This is a genomic window from Haloferax chudinovii, assembly GCF_042663345.1.
Lineage (GTDB): Archaea > Halobacteriota > Halobacteria > Halobacteriales > Haloferacaceae > Haloferax > Haloferax chudinovii.
In genome coordinates, this window is record NZ_JBHTAB010000003.1 from 132,451 (window position 1) to 151,070 (window position 18,620).

Here is an 18,620-nt window from a genome sequence, read left to right on the forward strand (position 1 = left end):
TCTCGACCCGCGCGACCGCTCCGCCCTGAGAAGCGTTTCGGCCGACCCGCAGTCTACACGTTTAAGCCGCGTCGGACACTTCTCCCGCCCATGAGCGACGACCCTGCCGAGTCGGTCACGGACGCGAACGCAGACACCGAGACTGACGCGGCATCCGACGCAGCGGCGCAGGCGGCCGAAGACGCGGCGACGGACGCCGACGGCGAGGCGTCGAGCGCCGAGTCGGCGGCCGAGCAATCCGACGCGGCGGGTGACGGGCCGACCGTCGCCGACCGCGTCGCCGAGTACGACGACGACCTCGCGGCCGAGGTCGCGGCGCTCGAAGCCCGCGTCGCCGACCTCGAAGCCGAGCGCGACGAGGCAGAAGCGACGGCCGAGGAACTCCAGTCGCGTCTCAAGCGCACGCAGGCCGACTTCCAGAACTACAAGAAGCGCGCGAAAAAGCGGCAGTCCCAAATCAAAGAGCGCGCCACCGAGGACTTCGTCGAGCGCGTCGTCACCGTCCGCGACAACCTCGTTCGCGCGCTCGACCAGGACGGGGACGCCGACATCCGCGGCGGCCTCGAATCGACGCTCAAGGAGTTCGACCGCATCCTCGAAGACGAGAACGTCGAAATCATCGACCCCGAACCGGGGACCGACGTGGACCCGAACCGCCACGAGGTGATGATGCGCGTCGACAGCGACGAACCGGCCGATACCGTCGCCGACGTGTTCCAGCCCGGCTACGAGATGGCCGACAAGGTCATCCGCGCCGCGCAAATCACGGTCAGTAAGGGCGACTAGCGCGCCGTCGACCGGGCGCTCGCCGTCGTCGGGGCGGTCTCGCCCCGCACCGACCGGGGAGGACTTTTGTTCTCACCTCGCTATCACTACGCCATGCGACTTCGTTCTCGTCGGCGGCGGCCGACCGTGCGTGTCACCCAACACGGCGACCCCGGCGACGACGACCTGCTTTTCGTCCTCGGGTGGGGCAACAAGCCGGGTCACCGGAGCGTCGAGTGGCTCCTCGACCGCCTCACCTACGAGGGCTACCACGTCCACGCCGTCGAACTCCCGACGAACGGCTGGGAGTTCGAGCGCCAGTACGTGAGTCCGGTGCGGGCGTACGCAGTCGACCGCGACATCGACCTCGTCCTCAGCCACAGCACCGGCGGCCTCGTCGCCGCCCATCTCGACCTCGCGGTCCGGAACGTCTTCGTGAGCCCGTGGTGGGGAACCGCGGTGTCGGGGCTCGCCACGCTCTTTTTGCCCCTCATCAGCCGACTGCCGACGACCAAAGCCGTCGTCCCGTCCGGCATCTCCCGCGACGACCTCGGCGAGCTGAAGCTCGCGGCCGAGCTGGCCGACGCCCCGGACAATGCTTCGCCCGCCTTCCTCCGCATGATTCGCGGCGCACAGGAGTCGTTGCCGCCGTTCAGCTCCGACGACGTGGTGTTCGTCTCGCTTTCGGACCGGGTCGTGGACGTGCGCGCAATCGGCGACCGGACGCCCGCGGCGAATCTCGTCCCGTACGACGGGGGTCACGAGTTCTTCGCCAGCGAGGGCCGCGAGCGGACGCTCTCGACGGTGCTCGACGCCCTCGATGGGGCCGACGCGTCGTCGCTTCGGGTGAACGGCGCTGACGCGCCCGATTCGGCCGACGGAACCGAACCCCCGCGGCCGACCGACTGACGGTTCGGGGGCCGCGCGGTCGGTCGCCGACCGGGCGTCGGGTCGCCGCCGGGCGCTCACGCTCGGAGCCGTCGCCGCGACGCGGTCGGCGGTTCTACATAAATCGACCGACCTGTTTCGACGCGAGAACAGAAAATCGCAAGACAGCGTCGACTTCGTCGTACACCGTGCGTCGCAGTATCTAGTAACCTTTAACCGGCAAAAGACGGTATTTGCGGGCAAGATGGCGAGCAACAAGATTCTGGGTATCGACCTCGGCACCACGAACAGCGCGTTCGCGGTGATGGAGGGCGGCGACCCGGAGATTATCGTGAACGCAGAAGGCGACCGAACCACCCCCTCCGTCGTCGCGTTCACCGACGACGGTGAGCGGTTGGTCGGCAAGCCGGCGAAGAACCAGGCCATCCAGAACCCAGAGCGCACGATTCGGTCCATCAAGCGCCACATGGGCGAGGACGGCTACAGCGTCGACATCGAGGGCGAGGAGTACACGCCGGAGCAGATTTCGGCGATGATTCTCCAGAAGATCAAGCGCGACGCCGAGGACTACCTCGGCGACGAACTGCAGAAGGCCGTCATCACCGTCCCCGCGTACTTCAACGACAAACAGCGTCAGGCGACGAAAGACGCCGGCGAAATCGCGGGTCTCGACGTCGAGCGCATCGTCAACGAGCCGACCGCGGCCTCCATGGCTTACGGCCTCGACGACGAGTCGAACCAGACCGTGCTCGTCTACGACCTCGGCGGCGGCACCTTCGACGTGTCCGTCCTCGACCTCGGCGGCGGCGTCTACGAAGTGGTCGCCACGAACGGGGACAACGACCTCGGCGGCGACGACTGGGACGACGCCATCATCGACTGGCTCGCACAGGAGTTCGAAAACGACCACGGCATCGACCTCCGCGAGGACCGACAGGCTCTCCAGCGCCTCAAGGACGCGGCAGAGGAAGCCAAAATCGAGCTCTCCTCGCGCAAGGAGACGACCATCAATCTCCCGTTTATCACGGCAACGGACTCCGGGCCGGTCCACCTCGAATACGACCTGACCCGCGCGAAGTTCGAATCGCTCACCACTGACCTCATCGACCGGACGGTCGAGCCGACCGAGCAGGCGCTCGAAGACGCCGGCTACGACAAAGGCGACATCGACGACGTCATCCTCGTCGGCGGCTCCACCCGGATGCCGCAGGTCCGCGGGAAGGTCGAAGAACTGCTCGGCTCCGAGCCGAAGAAGTCCGTCAACCCCGACGAGGCCGTCGCGCTCGGCGCGGCCATCCAGGGCGGCGTCCTCGGCGGCGAGGTCGACGACATCGTCCTCCTCGACGTGACGCCGCTGTCGCTCGGTATCGAGGTCAAAGGCGGCCTCTTCGAGCGCCTCATCGACAAGAACACGACGATTCCGACCGAGGAGTCGAAGGTATTCACCACCGCGGCCGACAACCAGACGACGGTGCAGGTCCGCGTCTTCCAGGGCGAACGCGAGATGGCCGAGGACAACGAACTCCTCGGCGAGTTCACGCTCTCCGGCATCCCGCCGGCCCCCGCCGGAACCCCGCAGATCGAGGTCGGCTTCAACATCGACGAGAACGGCATCGTCAACGTCTCCGCCGAGGACAAAGGCTCCGGCAACGCCGAGTCCATCACCATCGAGGGCGGCGCGGGCCTCTCCGACGACGAAATCGACCGCATGCAACAGGAGGCCGAACAGCACGCCGAAGAGGACAAAGAGCGCCGCCGCGCCGTCGAGGCCCGCAACGAGGCCGAGGGCGCGGTCCAGCGCGCGGAGACGCTCCTCGAAGAGAACGAGGAGAACGTCGACGACGAACTCCGCGACGACATCGAGGCGGCCATCGAGGACGTCGAAGCCGTCCTCGAAGACGACGACGCCTCCACGGACGAACTCGAAGACGTGACCGAAGACCTCTCGAAGGAACTGCAGGAAATCGGCAAGCGCATGTACCAACAGCAGGCGCAGGCCGGCGGTGCCGGCGGTGCCGGCGGCGCTGGCGCTGGCGCTGGTGCGGGCGCGGCCGGCGGCCCCGGCGGCGCTGACCCCGAGGACTTCGTCGACGCCGACGCGGACTTCGACGAGGACGAAGCGGACAACTGACCGACTGACCGACTGACCGACTCTCGAGTCGCCGAGGGACCCGACGCCGGCGGTCGAATCCGGGTGAACTCCACGGTTTGACCCCGCTCGCGCTCGCCGCGATACGAGAGACGGACTTTTCAAATACCTTCACCGGCTACAAGATAGCAACTGATGAGCGAGGACTTCTACGACGTACTCGGGGTCTCGCGGGACGCCTCGAAAGACGAAATCAAGAACGCGTACCGCAAGAAGGCCGCGAAGTACCACCCCGACGTTTCCGACGAGGACGACGCCGAGGAGAAGTTCAAGAAGGTCCAGAAGGCCAAGGAGGTGCTCACGGACGACGAGAAGCGGCAGATGTACGACCAAGTCGGCCACGAGCGCTTCCAGCAGTCCCAGAAACGCGGCGGCGGTGGCGGCGGCCGCGGCGGTGGCAACCCCTTCGGCGGCGGCGGGAACCCGTTCGGGGGCATGGGCGGCGGTGGCGGCGGCTTCGAGGACATCTTCAACAACCTGTTCAACGGCGGGGCGGGCGGCCAACAGCGCACCCGCCCCCAGCAGGGCCGCGACGTGGCCCAGCGCATCTCAATCGACCTCGAAGACGCCTACCACGGCGTCGAGCGGGACGTGACGGTTCGCCGCCGCGAGGTCTGTCCGGAGTGCGACGGCGAGGGCCACCCCGACGACGCAGAGGTGAACACCTGTTCGGAGTGTAACGGCTCGGGCCAGCAGACGACGGTCCAGCAGACGCCCTTCGGCCGCGTCCAGCAGACGACGACCTGTCGCGCCTGCGGCGGCGAGGGTGAGACGTACAGCGAGGACTGTTCGGAGTGCCGCGGGAGTGGTCGCGTCCGCCGCACCCGCGACGTGACCATCACCATCCCCGCCGGCTTCCGCGACGGCCAGCGCCTCCGCTACCGCGGCGAGGGCGAACCCGGCGAGAACGGCGGCCCCAACGGCGACCTGTTCGTCGAGGTTACCGTCCGCGACCACGACGAGTTCGAGCGCGACGGCGACGACCTCCGCTACACCCATCCCATCTCCTTCCCGCAGGCCGTTTTCGGCGCGACCATCGAGGTGCCGACGCTCGACGGCGAGGAGGAACTGACGGTGCCCGCTGGCACCCAAAGCGGGTCGACGTTCACCGTCTCCGACGCGGGGATGCCCCACCTCGACGGCCGGGGCCACGGCGACCTGTACGTCGAGGTCCACGTCGTCACGCCGGAGGACCTCAACAAAGAACAGCGCGAGGCGCTCAAGGAGTTCGCCGAGGCCGGCGGCGAGGAGGTCAAAGAGGGCCTCTTCCAGAAGCTGAAGAACTCCCTGTAACGGATTTCCGGCACCGTCACGCTCTCTTGTCCCGCGGCCGTCAGTTCAGGCGATGTCCTACACGAAAGCGAACTACGAGGACGTAGACCCGGTCGGCGGCGGGCTCCACTTCCTGCGGGACGCGCTCGACTGCGCCGAACTCGGCTTCAGCGTGTTGGAGGCGGACCCCGACTGGTCCGGCCAGCCCCACGACCACGCCGAACAGGGCCACGAAGAGGTGTACTATCTCGTCTCCGGCGGGGCCACGCTCGTCGTCGAAGACGAGGAACTCGACCTCGAACCCGGCGACGCCGTGCGCGTCTCGCCGGAGGACACGCGCGAACTGCGAAACGGTCCCGAGGAGAGCACGTTCGTCATCGCGGGCGCGCCCTGACTCACATCGAGGGACGACGCCGTTTTCCCGTCGCGTTCTCGAACCGCGAGCGCGCCTCGGGGGCTTTTTTCACACCGACTCCGTACGGTCGGCTATGGACGTTATCGGCGACCTCATGGCCCGCGACCGGCGGAGCGACCGACTCGCGCTCCGGGTCGACGGCCCCGGCCGGACCTACACGTACCACGACCTCATCACGACCTCGTACAAGGCCGGGAACGTCCTCCGCTACCTCGGCGTCCGTAAGGGCGCTCGCGTCGCGGTCGACCCGCTGTCGCTTCCCGAACCGCTGTTGACGTTCCTCGGGGCGGCGCAACTCGGCGCGGTGACGGCGTTCGACCCCGCGGTCGAGGCGCGGGCGACCGTCGTCGCCGTCGCCCGCGAGTCCGAGTTCGACGACCTGCCGCCGGGGCAGAAACTCGCCGTGTTCGGCGGCCCGCCGAGTTCGCCCGCGACGACCCACTGGGAACAGGAGGTCTGGAGCGAGAACCCCGCGGTCCACCCCGAAGTCGTCGCGCCCGCCGACCCGGCGCTCGTCGCCGACGACCGCGAGTTCGCCCACGGCGACCTGCTCGACGCGGCCCGCGAGGTCGTCGCCGACTTCGACCTCGAAGCGGGCGACACGGTCGCGGTCCGGTCGTCGCTCTCCCGGCCCGGCACCGTCGTCGCCGGCGTGCTCGCGCCGCTTTTGGCCGGCGGGACGATTCGGGTTCCCGCGGGCGGCGAGGCCGTCGAGGCGGCGCTCTCGGTCGGCGACGGGGCTCCCGAGCCGGTCGCGCTCGCACCCGGCGACGCGTGGTGACGACGGCTCTGGCGGTCTATTGTTCGAGAGTCAAATATTTATTCGATACTTGAGTTTAAATTCCACGAACGTGTTAAATCCTGATTTTCAACCGTTACATTTATGATTTGGCTGTAGGGTTAGTTCACACACATTATATGTCACAGACTGGTATCGTCTCTCTCTGGAACCGGTATCGCTCGGTCGGCATCGTCTACCGAATCGGAGTCGCGTTCGTCCTCGGGTCGCTCGTCGGCCTCGTCGTCGGCGAACCCGCGACGGCCCTGAAACCGGTCGGCGACCTGTTCGTCCGACTCCTGAAGATGCTCATCGTCCCCATCGTGGTGTTCACCCTCCTGATGGGCGTCCGACAGCTCTCGCCGTCGTCGCTCGGTCGCGTCGGTGCGCAAGTCGTGGGCCTGTACGCGCTCACGTCCGCGTTTGCGGTCGCCATCGGACTCGGTGTGAGTAACCTCGTCTCCCCCGGTTCCCGCGGGCTCGAAGAACTGCTCGCCGGTGCCGAGGCACAGAGCGCCGAGGCCCCCGACGCCGTCGAAGTCGTCCTCAACATCGTCCCGACGAACCCCGTGGGCGCGATGGCCGACGGGAGCGTGTTGCCGACCATCTTCTTCGTCGTCGTGTTCGGCCTCGGTCTCACGCTGGCGTGGGAGGAGACCGACGACGAGCAGGTCAAACGCGGCATCGAGGCGTTCTTCGACCTCGCCGACGCGGGCGCGGAGGCGATGTACAAGGTCGTCTGGGGGGCGATGGAGTTCGGCGTCCTCGGCGTCTTCGCGCTCATGGCGAACGTCTTCGGCACCGCCGGCGTCGACGCTATCGTTCCCTTCGCGCTCCTCATCGGAACGATGCTCCTCGCGGCCGTCGTCCACATCGGACTCGTCTACCTCGGCGCGTTCGTCGTCGGGGTCGCGGGTCGGTCTCCGGTCGCGTTTCTCTCCGGTGCGCGCGACGCGATGGTGACCGCACTGAGCATCCGGTCGTCGTCCGGGACGCTCCCGGTCACGATGTCGGACGCGGACGAGAACCTCGGCATCGAAGAGCGCATCTACGGCTTTACGCTCCCGCTCGGTGCGACCATCAACATGGACGGCACGGCGATGTACCAGGGCGTCGCGGCCATCTTCGCGGCGAACATCGTCGGCGTGAACCTCTCTCTGGCCGACCAGTTCGCCGTCGTCGCGGTGGCCGTGCTGGCGAGTATCGGTACCGCCGGCGTGCCCGGGTCGGGACTCATCATGCTCACGCTCGTCTTGACGCAACTCGGCCTACCGCTCGAAATCGTGGGGCTCGTCGCCGGCGTCGACCCAATCCTCGACCGGATTCGGACGATGGTGAACGTGACCGGCGACCTCGCGGTGACGACGGTCGTCGCCACGTGGAACGACGCGGTCGACTTCACCGCCGACGCGTGGAACGACGGCGTCGGCGCGGCGCTGTCCGACTGAACGAAAGCCGAAACCGCCTCAGGACGCGTTCGCTATTTTTTCGAGCGACTCCGGGTTCTCGATACTGCTCATGTCGCCGAGGTCCTCGCCCGTGTAGATGGAGGCGATGGCGCGGCGGATTATCTTCCCCGACTGCGTCTTCGGGAACTCGTCGACGAACAGGAGTTCCCGCGGGCGGAACGGCTTGCCCAACTCCTCGCCGACGACGCCCCGAAGCTCCTCGCGGAGGTCGTCGCTCTCCTCGATACCGTCTTCGAGGACGACGTAGGCGACGACGGCCGTCCCGGTGGTGTCGTCGGGGACGCCGACCGCGGCGGCCTGATTCACCGCGTCGTGTTCGATGAGCGCGCCTTCGACCTCGGCGGGACCGACCTTGCGGCCGGCCACGTTGAGGGCGTCGTCGGCGCGGCCGTGCAGGAACCAGAAGCCGTCTTCGTCCTTCTGCGCCCAGTCGCCGTGGTCCCAGCGGTTCTCCCACGACGACCAGTAGGTGTCGAGGTAGCGCTCGTCGCCCTCCCAGAGGCTCTTGGTCATCGAGGGACAGGAGTCGCGCGCGACGAGGAAGCCGCGCTCGTGGGTGTCGGCGATGGACTCGCCCGCGGCGTCCACGATGTCGATGTCCATCCCGAGGCCGGGGCCGCCGAGCGAGCAGGGCTTGAGCGGTTGGGTCGGCATCGGCATGAGGAAACAGCCGCAGATTTCGGTGCCGCCGGAGATGTTCATGATGGGTGCTTCGCCGCCGCCGACGTGTTCGTAGAACCACATCCACGACTCGGGGTCCCACGGCTCGCCGGTCGACCCCAGCAGGCGCAGGCTCGACAGGTCGTGTTTCTCGACCGCCTCGTCGCCGTACTTCCGTAGGGCGCGAATGGCCGTCGGCGAGATGCCGAAGGTGGTGATGCGGTGGCGCTCTATCATGTCCCAAAAGCGGTCCGGGTTCGGGTAGTCGGGCGCGCCCTCGTACATGAAGACCGTGCCGGCGAACGTGTGGTTCCCGATGAGCGTCCACGGGCCCATCATCCAGCCGATGTCGGAGACCCAGAAGAAGCGGTCCTCGGGCTTCTGGTCGAAGCCGAAGTGAATCTCCTTTGCGGTCTGCATCTGGACGCCCGCGTGGGTGTGGACGATGCCTTTCGGCTTGCCGGTCGTCCCCGAGGAGTACAGCAACATCGACTCGGCGTCCGACGGGAGGGATTTGGTTTCGTACTCGGAGTCGGCCGCGCCGACGGTGTCGTCCCACCACTCGTCGCGGTCGTCGTTCCACGGCACGTCGGCGTCGCCGCTCTCGTCGCCGAACCGCCGGTAGACGACGACGTTCTCGACGCATCCGGCCTCTTCGACGGCCTCGTCCGCGGCCGCTTTCAGCCCGATTTCGGAGCCGCGGCGGTAGAAGCCGTCGGCGGTGAAAAGCACCGAGCACTCCGGGTCTGCGAGGCGGGTCGCGGTGGCGTCGACGCCGAACCCGGAGAAGATGGGGACGGCTATCGCGCCGACCTTGAAACAGCCGTAGAGAATGGAGATGACCTCGGGCACCATCGGCATGTACAGCCCCACCGTATCGCCGGTCTCGACGCCGTACGATTCGAGGACGTTGGCGACGCGGTTGGCCTCGCGGTAGAGGTCGTGGTAGGTCCGCTGGACGACCTCGCCGTCTTCGCCCTCCCAGATGCAGGCGACGCGGTTCCGGTTTCCGGAGTCGACCGCGGCGTGGCGGTCGAGAGTGTTGTGGGCGACGTTTAGCTCGCCGCCGGGATACCAGCGGGAGAACTGCGGCCCCTCCGAGTCGTCGCGGACCGCGTCGTACTCCTCGTAGAAGTCGATGTCGAGGTAGTCGACGAGCTCGTCCCAGAACCACTCGACGCCGGACGCGTTGACCCCCGGAACCTCGGTCGTCGTCCGCTCGATGAGTTCGTCGTAGTCCTCGATGTCGTGTTCCCGCATGAAGCGGGTGACGTTGGCGTCCTCGACGAACGCCGGGTCCGGTTCGTGTACCACGGTGTCGGTGTCGGGCACGTCCATGAACCGTGGTTCCGCGAGCGGAACCATGAATCTTTACTGTTCTTTCGTTGCGTTCGGCCGACGCGGCGGGAATCGGCGTCCCCGACTGAGGCGTAATCGGCGTCCCGGCCCGAGGCGTTTTTGTCGGGTGGTGTGCTACTGATAGGCATGTACGTCCGAGACGCGAAGAACCGAGACGAGGTCTGGTTGCTCGACTCGCTTGAGGAACTCGGACTCGACGACGGCTCCTTTCGGTCCCGCGATTACGTGATTGCGCTCGACGAGGAGTCCGGCGAGAAGGCGGGATTCGGGCGCATCCGGGTCCACAAGACCGACGAGCCGTTCTGCGAGGTCACCTGCGTCGGCGTCTCGGAGCGGTGGCGCGGGCAGGGCGTCGGGGCACACGTCGTCGAGCGACTGGTCGACCGCGCCGCGGCCGAGGCGTTCGACACCGTCTACGGGTTCACCTCGGACCACGGCTACTGCGCGCAGTTCGGGTTCGAGCCGGTCGACGCCGAGGACCTCCCGGCGGGGCCGCGGACGCGACTCGACGGAGTTAGGGGGGACGACGCGGACGCCATCGCGCTCCGACTCGACCGCGAGGCGTTCTCGATGCCCGAGCGCCTCCGCGAGCGGTTCAAAGTCGCCGCGCCCGCGAGCGCCGGGGACGCCGACCCGGAACTGACCGCCGAGGACTTCGGCTACGACGAGGAGACGCCGACGAAGTACTCCACGAACCTGCGGCGCTGAATCGAATCCCCGGCACCGAGTCGCGGCCGGCTCAGGTCCGGTCGTCGAGGAAGTCGGTGCTGAAGACGATCCAGGTCAGCACGCTACAGAACAGAATCGGCGGGAGGATGGCGAAGCCCCAGAGCGGTTCGAGGCCCTGCAAGAGGATGAGTACCACGTCGGCCAGCCCGAGCGCGAGGAACGGCGCGGTCGCCAGCGCGGCGCGCTTTCGGTTCTTCCCGCTCGTGTCCTCCGGGAGCGGGCCGGGGGTGGCGTCGCCGGCCGAGGCGTCCGAGGTCGAGGTCGACGAGGGCGCGTCCATGCGGGTCCGTCGGGGCCGGACGAGCAAAAGCGGTCCGCCTTCCGGTCGCGGTTCCCCGACCGAGACGGGCGTTTCGATGCGGTGCGAGCCCCCGTTACTGAGCGTTCTCCACGCGCGAGGCGTACTCGACGAGCGCGAACAGCACCGCGAGGATGACGGCCGAGAAGGCCATCCCGTAGAGGCTGAAGGCGAGCGGACTGGTCGGCAGTGAGAGGACGCCGAACAGCGATATCTCGGCGGCGACCTGACCGCCGTTCTCGCCGATAAAGACGCCGAGGATGCCCGAGATAACTACGACGCTCGCGCCGACGAGAAGCAGGATTCGTCGTCCGCCGGATGTGTCGTTCACGACGCCGCGTTAGGGCCGCGTCGTATAGTCGCTTGCGGGACGACGCGATTGGAGATGTCCCTCGGAGCCGCCGCCCGCGCCCATCGGCCGAGGCGACAGTCTCGGGGAGCCGAACGAACTAAACCACCCCACGCGAATGAGCGCCCAATGCCCGACTCACTCGTCGAACGCGCCCGCGAAGCCCTCGACAACGCCTACGTTCCCTACTCGGAGTACGCCGTCGGAGCGGCGCTCAGGACCGCCGACGGCGAGGTCTACGTCGGCTGTAACATCGAGAACGCGAACTACTCGAACAGCCTCCACGCCGAGGAGGTCGCCATCGCGGAGGCCGTGAAAAACGGCCACACGGAGTTCGACCGCCTCGTCGTCACCTCGGGCGCGCGCGACGGCGTCACCCCCTGCGGGATGTGCCGCCAGACGCTCGCGGAGTTCTGCGACGAAGACCTCCCGGTCGTCTGCGACCTCGGCGGCGACGACGTCGTCGAGTACACCCTGAGCGAACTCCTCCCGAACACCATCTCGCTGGACACGCTGGAAGCCGCCGCGGCGAACCGCGACGCCGACGAGTAACGTGTCGCTCGCCGCCGACCGCGGAATCGCCGCACTCGCGCTCGCTTTTCTCGTCGTACTTTCGGGGTGTGCGTCGCTGTCGCCGTCCCCGCCGGTCGTGGACGCCGCCCTCGGTACCCCGTCGGCCGACGCGAGCGACGGCGACGACGGGGCCGTCTCTGCCGCCGTCGGTAGAACCGGGTCGTCGGCGATGCCGGAGACGCGCCCCGCCGACAACCCGTGGGGCCACGCGCCCGTCGTCGTCGGTATCGACGTGCCCGCGGACGGCCGCGATTACGCCTCGCTCGTCGAATCGGCGGTGAACTACTGGCGGGCGAACGCGTCGGCGGTCACCTCCGACCCGGCGTTCGTCGTGGTGCCGAACGCCTCGGCACCGGACGTGACCGTCTCGGTCGTCGAGCGAATCGACGCCTGCGGCGACTACGCCGGTGGCGACGCGGTCGGCTGTGCGCCCCTCTTGGACGGCGACGAACCCACTGGGCCGACGGAGTCGGTCTCGGTGGTCGTCGCCGCCGGTTACGACGACCGGACGACCGAGACGGTGTTGCGCCACGAGTTCGGCCACCTGCTCGGGCTGACCCACGACGACGCCGACGCGTTCCCCGTGCTGTCCGAGCGCGTCGAGACGACGCGACTGCCAGAGCCGGACGCCGCCGAGCGGGAGTCGCCCTTCCGCGAGCGGACCGTCGCAGTCCACGTCGACCTCTCGAACGTCTCGCCCGGCGAGCGGGCGACCTACGAGGCCGAAATCGACCACGCGCTGTCGTACTACGGGTCCGGGTCCGACGGCGTCGCGCCCGCGAACCGCTCGTTCGAGCGCGTTTCCGACCCCGCGATGGCCGACGTGACGCTCTCGGTGTCGGCGTTCCGAGACGGCGGCTCTGGCGTGCGCTGGCGGCGGACCGGCGTCGACGCCGACGACGACGCGGCGCTGGAGTGGTACACCGGCGGCGACCTCGTGGTAGACGCCGACCTCGCCCCGTCACTGGTCGACTGGTACGTCGGCGCGGGACTCGGCTACCTGCTTGCGGCCGACGAGCGGGCTGACCTCCCGCCGCCGTTCCGAGACGGCGACCCCGCCGACGACCCGGCGTGGCGCGGCGTCGCGGGCGAGCGGCGGTCGACGACGACCCCACGTGCGACGGCCTCGCCGGCCGCGACCGCGAACGAGAACGCGGACGAGAACGCGACGACGCCCGCGGGGGTCCCCTCCGAGAACGCAAGAATTTCCACCGCGCGCCCGCGAGTACTGCCATGAACGACAGCGAGGACCCGAACGACGAGGTCCAGTACCACCTCGAAGTCGGTCCCGCGGACCTCGCCGACGCGGTGTTGCTCCCCGGGAATCCAGAGCGCGTGGACAAGGTGACGGCGCTGTGGGAGGACCACGAGGAGAAGGCCTACCACCGCGAGTACCGGACCGCCACGGGGAGCTACGACGAGACGCCGATTTCGGTCACTTCGACGGGTATCGGGAGTCCCTCGGCGGCCATCGCCGTCGAGGAACTCGCCCGCGCCGGCGCGGACACCTTCATCCGCGTCGGCTCCTGCGGAGCGATTCAGCCCGAGATGGACGTGGGCGACCTCGTCATCACCTCGGGCGCGGTCCGACAGGAGGGCACCTCCAAGGAGTACGTCCGCGAGGACTACCCCGCCGTTTCCGACCACGAGGTCGTCTCGGCGCTCGTCGCGGCCGCCGAGCGCCTCGGCTACGACTACCACGTCGGCCTCACGATGAGCGCAGACTCCTTCTACGCCGGGCAGGGACGCCCCGGCTTCGAGGGCTTCCGCGCCGCCGGCTCCGACTCGCTGGTGGAGGAACTCCGCGAGGCGAACGTGAAGAACATCGAGATGGAGGCCGCGGCGCTCCTGACCATCGCCAACGTCTACGGGTTCCGCGCGGGGGCCGTCTGCTCGGTCTACGCGAACCGCGTCACCGGCGAGTTCCGCACCGAAGGCGAGTCGCGCGCGGCCGAGACCGCCAGTCTCGCGGTCCACCTCCTCGCCGAGATGGACGAAGTCAAACGCGAGGCGGGCGTCGACCGCTGGCACGCGGGCCTCAGCCTCGACTAGTCCGACAACCGTCGAACTCGTATTTCGACGTTTCGGGGGCGTAGCGGTCAAAATTACCCCGGCTGTGGAGACGGTTTCAAAGCCCCTTTATCGGATGACTACACAGACGACGACATGAGCACGCAGGTCGTCGTTCTCGGCTCGGGGTACGCCGGGGCCGGCGCTGTCACAACCCTCGAAGAAGAGCTCGGTCACGACGCGCAACTCACGTGGGTCGCCGAACACGACTACCACCTCGTCCTCCACGAGGTCCACCGCTGTATCCGTGACCCGAGTGTCGAGTCCAGCATCACCATCCCCGTCGACGAAATCAAGTCCGACTCGACCGACTTCGTCAAGGGCCGCGCGACCGACGTGAACGTCGACGAGCGCGTCGTCGAACTCGAAGGCGGCGACGACGTCGACTACGACTATCTGCTCGTCGCCATCGGCTCTTCGACCGCCTTCTTCGGCATCGAGGGCCTCGAAGAGTTCGCCCACCAGCTCAAGGGCCTCGACGACGCCCGCGAGATTCACCAGGACATCAAGGAGGCGGCCGCCGACGCCTCCCGCGACGACCCCGCGGAGGTCGTCATCGGCGGTGCGGGACTCTCCGGCATCCAGACGGCCGCCGAGGTCGCCGAGTACCGCGACACGAACCGCGCGCCAATCGACATCAAGCTCGTCGAGGGAATGGACGAAATCTTCCCCGGCAACGACCCCGAACTGCAGGGCGCGCTCCGCCGCCGCGTCGAAGACCTCGACATCGACATCCTCACGGGCGACTTCATCTCGAAGGTCGACGAGGAGACCGTCTTCATCGGTGGCGGCGAGGACGAGGCCCCCGAGGAACTCGACTACGACGTGCTCGTCTGGACCGGCGGTATCACTGGCCAGCCCGAGGCGTCCGACGTCGAACTCGAACAGGACGAGCGCTCCCACCGCTTCTTCGCCGAGGAGGACTTCCAGGCTAGCGACGACCGCGTCTTCGCGGTCGGCGACTGCGCCCTCGTCGAGCAGGGTCCCGACAGCGTCGCGCCGCCGACGGCGCAGGCCGCCTGGGACGCCGCGGACGTCGCCGGCGAGAACATCGCCCGCGCCATCGCCGGCAAGCCGCTCAAGCGCTGGACGTTCACCGACAAGGGGACGGTTATCTCCATCGGCCACGATGCCGTCGCCCACGGCGTGAAGTTCCCGGTCTTCGGCGAGTTCCCCGTCAACGTCTTCGGCGGCCCGCTCGCGCGGACGCTGAAGAAGGGCATCGCCGCGAACTGGATCGCGGACGTGACGTCGCCGAAGCGCGCGCTCTCTGCCTGGAACGACCTCTAACTCGACCGCATCCGACCGACCGCCGGGTGACGCGCCGCCCGACGCTCGCCGACTGCGTTTCGGTTTCTTCGGCTCCGTTACACTGTCGAACACTGCCGAGTCGCGAGCGACGCATCGCGTCGTCGCTTGCCGAGCTCAATCGCTGGCCGAACCGTCTCATCACGTCGGACGGACCGCTTCGCCGTCCGCACGCCGAACCAGCCGGTCGGAGTGGGCGGAGAGTGCCCGGAAAAAGACGAAGAGATATGCGTGGTTAGTGCTGGGGTTCGCCGACGGGTGCCTGCATATCGTCGATGCGGAGGATGAGGATGTTGCTCGTGTCGTCCTTGCCGTCGAGGGTGCCGTCGATGACGAGCTTCGAGAGGGGCGTCGGACCGACGCGAATCTTGTCGCCCTCGTGGAACTCGCGGACGGAGCCCTGAACGTGAATCTCGGCGCGGCACAGCTCGGGGTGGTGGACGCTGGAGAGGTCGATTTCGTCGACGTTGACACCCTCGACTTCCTCGTCGTTGTGGAACAGGGGGACGAACGCGGGCTCGTCCATCTTGTCCACGTCGAGCGCCTCGTAGGCGTTGGCGGTCGGCTTGTAGCCGCCCTTCGGACCGGGGACGCCCTCGACCAACTGGAGCGCCTTCAGGCTCTGCATCTGGTTTCGGATGGTGCCGGGGTTTCGGTTGACCTCGGTCGCGATGTCCTCACCCTTTACGGCGTCTTCGGAGTCCCGATAGAGGTTGATGAGGGCAGTCAAGATGGTTTTCTGACTCGACGTGAGCTCGATTGATGACATGGAGAATGGTTCGCTACATACGTCCTTAAATCCGATGGATGACGGTTCAAATCTGCCGTTCGTCTACTTTGTAACCGTATCACACTCATGAATGTTCATTTTGAACCTCGATTCGGCCTCGATGCTGTCGATAGCACTATACGGCTCACGAGAGTCCGGTAGCGCATGAACGGGAAACGAGTCCTCGTCACCGGCGGTGCCGGCTTCATCGGCTCGAACCTCGCGAACCACCTCGCCGACGACAACGAGGTCGTCGCGGTCGACGACCTCTATCTCGGGACGCCTGCGAACCTCGACGACGCGGTCGAGTTCCACGACGCGAGCGTCCTCGACGACGACCTCCCGACCGAGGGCGTCGACGTTGTGTTCCACCTCGCGGCGCTGTCGTCGTACAAGATGCACGAGGAGAACCCGACGAAAGGCGCGCGCGTCAACGTCGAAGGCTTCGTCAACACGGTCGAACAGGCGCGGAAGGACGGCTGTGACACCGTCGTCTACGCCTCCACGTCCTCGATTTACGGCTCTCGGACCGAGCCCTCACCGGAGGATATGCCCGTCGAGGCGCGCACGGGCTACGAGGCGTCGAAACTGGCGCGGGAGCGCTACGCGGAGTACTTCCACCACCACTACGACGTGCGGACGGCCGGACTCCGGTTTTTCTCGGTGTATCAGGGCTTCGGCGGCGCGGAGGAACACAAAGGCGAGTTCGCCAACACGGTCGCGCAGTTCGCCGACCAGATTGCGACCGGCGAGTCGCCGGAGCTGTTCGGCGACGGTACCCAGACCCGCGATTTCACCCACGTCGACGACATCGTCCGCGGCATCGAACTCGCCGCCGACCACCGGCTTCAGGGCATCTACAACCTCGGCACCGGCGAGAGTTACTCGTTCAACGAGATGGTCGAGCTGATAAACGACGCGCTCGGAACCGACGTCGACCCGGTGTATATCGAAAACCCCCTCGACGTGTACGTCCACGACACGATGGCCGACTGCACGAAGATGCGCGAGGCGACCGGCTGGGAACCTGAAATCCCCTTCGAGGAGGGCGTCCGGCGCGTCTGCGAACCGTATCTCGCCGAGTAGCTCCCGCATTCCGCCACACGGCGGCCTCCCCGGAGTCGACAGACGGCATCATCGATAAGGGTGTTTTTCCGATGCCACTAAACGCCCCGAACGAGTGCATCAGCTATGGAACGGAACGTCAGAATTCTGGGTGCGCCGACGGACTACGGTGCCAATCGACGCGGGGTGGACATGGGGCCCTCCGCGATTCGGTACGCCGGGCTCGCGGAGGAACTCGAGTCCGCGGGCGTCTCGCCGACGGACGCCGGCGACCTCGCGGTCCCGCACCACGCGACGCGGGACGCGGACGCCGGGGCGGCGAACGCCAAGCACGTCCAAGAGGTCGAAGAGGTAACGACGAGCCTCGCCGACGCGGTCTCGACCGCGCTCGCCGAGGGGACGACCCCGCTCGCGCTCGGCGGCGACCACTCTATCGCCATCGGCTCGCTGGTCGGGAGCGCCCGCGACGCCGACATCGGCGTCATCTGGTTCGACGCCCACGGCGACTTCAACACTCCGAGCACCTCGCCGTCCGGCAACGTCCACGGCATGCCGCTGGCCGCCGCGCTCGGCGTCGGCGACTTCGCGGGCGTCGAGTGGGCGAACGCCGCCGGCCTCAAGGAAGAAAACGTCGCAATCGTCGGCCTGCGCTCCGTCGACGGCGTGGAGGCCGAGGCGATTCGCGACAGCGACGTGACGGTCTACACGATGTCCGATATCGACGAGCGCGGCGTCACCGAGGTGACGAACGACGCCCTCGACGTGGCGACCGCCGGCACCGACGGCATTCACGTCAGCCTCGACCTCGACTGGCTCGACCCCCGCGAGGCCCCCGGCGTCGGGACGCCCGTCCGCGGCGGCGTGACCTACCGCGAGGCGCACGCGGCGATGGAGCTCGTCGCCCGCTCGGAGGCCATGCGGTCGTTCGAACTCGTGGAGGTCAACCCCATCCTCGACCAACACAACGAGACCGCGACGCTCGCGACCGAACTCGCCGCAAGCGCCTTGGGCAAGCGCATCCTCTGATGTCGACGCCGAGAGAAGCCCCCGCTCCGCACGACCTGGCCGCCGGCGTCGTCGTCTTACGGGAGAACTCGGTGCTCGCGGTCTACGAGAAGGACCGCTGGGGACTGCCGAAGGGCGGTTCCGAACCCGGTGAGTTCTTCTTCGAGACCGCCGCCCGCGAGGCCGCAGAGGAGACCGGGGTCGAAGTCGAAATCCAGTCGCTCGCGTTCACGAGTGAGATTCGCGCCCCGGACCACCGCATCTATCTCCAGCGGTTCTACCACGCGACGCCCGTCGCCGACGACCCGACGCCGTCGCCGAGCGACCCCGACGACGAAATCGAGGCGGCGAAGTTCCTCCCGCTGACCGCCCTCGGGTCGACGCTCACCTACCGGCCGCGGGTCGAACCGCTCCGCGACTGGCTCCGGGACCGCAAGCCGCGACACTACACCTACGACCTGACGCGAGAACCCTCGGACGTCGAGAAGTAAAGTAGCCGACTACGAGGTTCGACCGCTGGCTGTCCCGCGTTTCCGCACGACTCGAACGACGTAGCCGACGGCCTCGCCGACACCGCCCGCCGCGAACGCAAGCGCCGAGACGCCGGCGATTCTCGCCCGCGGCCGGACTCTCATACCGAGACGACCTCTCGGCCGAGGTAAATGCCTTCGGGGCGCGACGTTCGGAGCCGCGGCTCTC

Annotated in this window: 20 protein-coding genes; 15 read left to right on the forward strand and 5 right to left on the reverse strand. The window is 67.7% G+C overall.

Features of this window, described 5'->3' with window-relative positions; all coding sequences use genetic code 11:
• Positions 1-90 precede the first annotated feature (90 nt).
• The 7 genes from ACFQI8_RS08220 (at position 91) to ACFQI8_RS08250 (ending at position 7,715) form a co-directional block, all read left to right on the forward strand.
• Positions 91-786, forward strand: coding sequence for a nucleotide exchange factor GrpE (locus ACFQI8_RS08220; protein ID WP_390243884.1), 696 nt, complete (start codon positions 91-93; stop codon positions 784-786).
• A gap of 126 nt (positions 787-912) precedes the next feature.
• Positions 913-1,674, forward strand: a complete 762-nt coding sequence (locus tag ACFQI8_RS08225) for an alpha/beta fold hydrolase (RefSeq protein ID WP_390244051.1) — start codon at positions 913-915, stop codon at positions 1,672-1,674.
• A gap of 223 nt (positions 1,675-1,897) precedes the next feature.
• Positions 1,898-3,784 (forward strand): molecular chaperone DnaK, encoded by a 1,887-nt coding sequence (gene dnaK, locus ACFQI8_RS08230; protein ID WP_390243885.1) that lies wholly within the window; start codon positions 1,898-1,900, stop codon positions 3,782-3,784.
• A 153-nt stretch (positions 3,785-3,937) separates the two neighbouring features.
• Entirely contained in the window at positions 3,938-5,095 is a 1,158-nt protein-coding gene (dnaJ, locus tag ACFQI8_RS08235) for a molecular chaperone DnaJ (RefSeq protein WP_390243886.1), read from the forward strand.
• Between the two features lie 52 nt (positions 5,096-5,147).
• A complete protein-coding gene (locus tag ACFQI8_RS08240; RefSeq protein WP_390243887.1) occupies positions 5,148-5,468 on the forward strand; it encodes a cupin domain-containing protein in 321 nt (106 codons plus the stop codon).
• A 94-nt stretch (positions 5,469-5,562) separates the two neighbouring features.
• Positions 5,563-6,270 (forward strand): AMP-binding protein, encoded by a 708-nt coding sequence (locus ACFQI8_RS08245; RefSeq protein WP_390243888.1) that lies wholly within the window; start codon positions 5,563-5,565, stop codon positions 6,268-6,270.
• A gap of 137 nt (positions 6,271-6,407) precedes the next feature.
• Complete coding sequence (locus ACFQI8_RS08250; RefSeq protein ID WP_390243889.1) at positions 6,408-7,715, forward strand: dicarboxylate/amino acid:cation symporter; 1,308 nt, start codon at positions 6,408-6,410, stop codon at positions 7,713-7,715.
• 18 nt (positions 7,716-7,733) lie between these two features.
• Here ACFQI8_RS08250 and ACFQI8_RS08255 read toward each other — a convergent pair whose 3' ends face one another.
• The gene (locus tag ACFQI8_RS08255) at positions 7,734-9,734 is read right to left on the reverse strand and encodes an AMP-binding protein (RefSeq protein WP_390243890.1); all 2,001 of its coding nucleotides are present in this window, start codon (positions 9,732-9,734) and stop codon (positions 7,734-7,736) included.
• A gap of 147 nt (positions 9,735-9,881) precedes the next feature.
• On the opposite strand from ACFQI8_RS08255, the gene ACFQI8_RS08260 reads away from it, so the two are divergent.
• Entirely contained in the window at positions 9,882-10,463 is a 582-nt protein-coding gene (locus ACFQI8_RS08260; RefSeq protein ID WP_390243891.1) for a GNAT family N-acetyltransferase, read from the forward strand.
• Between the two features lie 31 nt (positions 10,464-10,494).
• On the opposite strand, the gene ACFQI8_RS08265 is transcribed toward ACFQI8_RS08260, so the two are convergent.
• Together ACFQI8_RS08265 and ACFQI8_RS08270 are read right to left on the reverse strand one after the other, a co-directional pair.
• Positions 10,495-10,764: a hypothetical protein gene (locus ACFQI8_RS08265; protein WP_390243892.1), complete on the reverse strand. Its 270-nt coding sequence runs from the start codon at positions 10,762-10,764 to the stop codon at positions 10,495-10,497.
• Between the two features lie 94 nt (positions 10,765-10,858).
• A complete protein-coding gene (locus ACFQI8_RS08270; RefSeq protein WP_004970668.1) occupies positions 10,859-11,113 on the reverse strand; it encodes a DUF7520 family protein in 255 nt (84 codons plus the stop codon).
• Between the two features lie 54 nt (positions 11,114-11,167).
• On the opposite strand from ACFQI8_RS08270, the gene cdd reads away from it, so the two are divergent.
• The 4 genes from cdd (at position 11,168) to ACFQI8_RS08290 (ending at position 15,064) form a co-directional block, all read left to right on the forward strand.
• Positions 11,168-11,683, forward strand: coding sequence for a cytidine deaminase (gene cdd / locus ACFQI8_RS08275; RefSeq protein ID WP_465261707.1), 516 nt, complete (start codon positions 11,168-11,170; stop codon positions 11,681-11,683).
• Position 11,684: 1 nt separating this feature from the next.
• Positions 11,685-12,941: a M10 family metallopeptidase domain-containing protein gene (locus tag ACFQI8_RS08280; RefSeq protein ID WP_390243894.1), complete on the forward strand. Its 1,257-nt coding sequence runs from the start codon at positions 11,685-11,687 to the stop codon at positions 12,939-12,941.
• Positions 12,938-13,756 (forward strand): nucleoside phosphorylase, encoded by an 819-nt coding sequence (locus ACFQI8_RS08285; RefSeq protein WP_390243895.1) that lies wholly within the window; start codon positions 12,938-12,940, stop codon positions 13,754-13,756. Before ACFQI8_RS08280 ends, ACFQI8_RS08285 begins: the two co-directional genes overlap by 4 nt.
• A 114-nt stretch (positions 13,757-13,870) precedes the next feature.
• Positions 13,871-15,064, forward strand: a complete 1,194-nt coding sequence (locus ACFQI8_RS08290; RefSeq protein ID WP_390243896.1) for an NAD(P)/FAD-dependent oxidoreductase — start codon at positions 13,871-13,873, stop codon at positions 15,062-15,064.
• A gap of 253 nt (positions 15,065-15,317) precedes the next feature.
• Here ACFQI8_RS08290 and ACFQI8_RS08295 read toward each other — a convergent pair whose 3' ends face one another.
• Positions 15,318-15,851 carry an Rrf2 family transcriptional regulator gene (locus tag ACFQI8_RS08295; protein ID WP_004063234.1) on the reverse strand — a complete coding sequence of 178 codons (534 nt, stop codon included), beginning with the start codon at positions 15,849-15,851 and terminating at the stop codon, positions 15,318-15,320.
• A 165-nt stretch (positions 15,852-16,016) separates the two neighbouring features.
• Here ACFQI8_RS08295 and ACFQI8_RS08300 point away from each other — a divergent pair, with 165 nt between their 5' ends.
• From ACFQI8_RS08300 to ACFQI8_RS08310, 3 genes are all read left to right on the forward strand, one after another.
• Positions 16,017-16,937, forward strand: coding sequence for an NAD-dependent epimerase/dehydratase family protein (locus tag ACFQI8_RS08300; RefSeq protein ID WP_390243897.1), 921 nt, complete (start codon positions 16,017-16,019; stop codon positions 16,935-16,937).
• A gap of 105 nt (positions 16,938-17,042) precedes the next feature.
• The gene (gene rocF / locus ACFQI8_RS08305; RefSeq protein ID WP_390243898.1) at positions 17,043-17,942 is read left to right on the forward strand and encodes an arginase; all 900 of its coding nucleotides are present in this window, start codon (positions 17,043-17,045) and stop codon (positions 17,940-17,942) included.
• Positions 17,942-18,412 (forward strand): NUDIX domain-containing protein, encoded by a 471-nt coding sequence (locus ACFQI8_RS08310; RefSeq protein ID WP_004041454.1) that lies wholly within the window; start codon positions 17,942-17,944, stop codon positions 18,410-18,412. The genes rocF and ACFQI8_RS08310 overlap by 1 nt, the downstream gene beginning before the upstream one ends.
• Before the next feature lie 9 nt (positions 18,413-18,421).
• On the opposite strand, the gene ACFQI8_RS08315 is transcribed toward ACFQI8_RS08310, so the two are convergent.
• Positions 18,422-18,556 (reverse strand): hypothetical protein, encoded by a 135-nt coding sequence (locus ACFQI8_RS08315; RefSeq protein ID WP_390243899.1) that lies wholly within the window; start codon positions 18,554-18,556, stop codon positions 18,422-18,424.
• Positions 18,557-18,620: the final 64 nt, after the last annotated feature.

Coding starts and splice junctions, on each gene's coding strand:
- ACFQI8_RS08220 (WP_390243884.1), top strand. CDS start 91: ATGAGCGACGACCCTGCCGAGTCGGTCACGGACGCGAACGCAGACACC.
- dnaK (WP_390243885.1), top strand. CDS start 1,898: ATGGCGAGCAACAAGATTCTGGGTATCGACCTCGGCACCACGAACAGC.
- dnaJ (WP_390243886.1), top strand. CDS start 3,938: ATGAGCGAGGACTTCTACGACGTACTCGGGGTCTCGCGGGACGCCTCG.
- ACFQI8_RS08240 (WP_390243887.1), top strand. CDS start 5,148: ATGTCCTACACGAAAGCGAACTACGAGGACGTAGACCCGGTCGGCGGC.
- ACFQI8_RS08245 (WP_390243888.1), top strand. CDS start 5,563: ATGGACGTTATCGGCGACCTCATGGCCCGCGACCGGCGGAGCGACCGA.
- ACFQI8_RS08250 (WP_390243889.1), top strand. CDS start 6,408: ATGTCACAGACTGGTATCGTCTCTCTCTGGAACCGGTATCGCTCGGTC.
- ACFQI8_RS08255 (WP_390243890.1), bottom strand. CDS start 9,734: ATGGACGTGCCCGACACCGACACCGTGGTACACGAACCGGACCCGGCG.
- ACFQI8_RS08260 (WP_390243891.1), top strand. CDS start 9,882: ATGTACGTCCGAGACGCGAAGAACCGAGACGAGGTCTGGTTGCTCGAC.
- ACFQI8_RS08265 (WP_390243892.1), bottom strand. CDS start 10,764: ATGGACGCGCCCTCGTCGACCTCGACCTCGGACGCCTCGGCCGGCGAC.
- cdd (WP_465261707.1), top strand. CDS start 11,168: ATGTCCCTCGGAGCCGCCGCCCGCGCCCATCGGCCGAGGCGACAGTCT.
- ACFQI8_RS08285 (WP_390243895.1), top strand. CDS start 12,938: ATGAACGACAGCGAGGACCCGAACGACGAGGTCCAGTACCACCTCGAA.
- ACFQI8_RS08290 (WP_390243896.1), top strand. CDS start 13,871: ATGAGCACGCAGGTCGTCGTTCTCGGCTCGGGGTACGCCGGGGCCGGC.
- ACFQI8_RS08295 (WP_004063234.1), bottom strand. CDS start 15,851: ATGTCATCAATCGAGCTCACGTCGAGTCAGAAAACCATCTTGACTGCC.
- ACFQI8_RS08300 (WP_390243897.1), top strand. CDS start 16,017: ATGAACGGGAAACGAGTCCTCGTCACCGGCGGTGCCGGCTTCATCGGC.
- rocF (WP_390243898.1), top strand. CDS start 17,043: ATGGAACGGAACGTCAGAATTCTGGGTGCGCCGACGGACTACGGTGCC.
- ACFQI8_RS08310 (WP_004041454.1), top strand. CDS start 17,942: ATGTCGACGCCGAGAGAAGCCCCCGCTCCGCACGACCTGGCCGCCGGC.
- ACFQI8_RS08315 (WP_390243899.1), bottom strand. CDS start 18,556: ATGAGAGTCCGGCCGCGGGCGAGAATCGCCGGCGTCTCGGCGCTTGCG.